Below are 336 nucleotides of genomic sequence, written 5' to 3' on the forward strand. Positions count from 1 at the left end.
ATGCTGATGCGCAATCTACTTATAGTTTTGATGCTAACACAGTAGCTTCTAGTTATTCTGATAACTGCGGAAGTGTTTCGGTAAACCTTACTAATACTGAATTAACTGGAGATAATTGTAGTTGGTCTTTAACCTACACTTACAACGTAGTTGATGATTGTGGTAACACACTAACTGGCGAAACAATTACACATTCTGGTAGTGATCAAACAGCTCCTACAGGAACTGCACCAACAGGAAATACAAATGCCAATGCATGTTATGCTGATGCGCAATCTACTTATAGTTTTGATGCTAACACAGTAGCTTCTAGTTATTCTGATAACTGCGGAAGTG

1 protein-coding gene is annotated in these 336 nt (G+C 38.1%); it reads left to right on the forward strand.

Going from position 1 to position 336, the window contains the following annotated elements; genetic code table 11:
* On the forward strand, positions 1-336 hold a 336-nt coding region (locus ACXAG4_RS15535), incomplete at both ends, for a hypothetical protein (RefSeq protein WP_475297011.1).

The sequence above is a fragment of the Seonamhaeicola sp. ABD4_175 genome, from assembly GCF_056160885.1.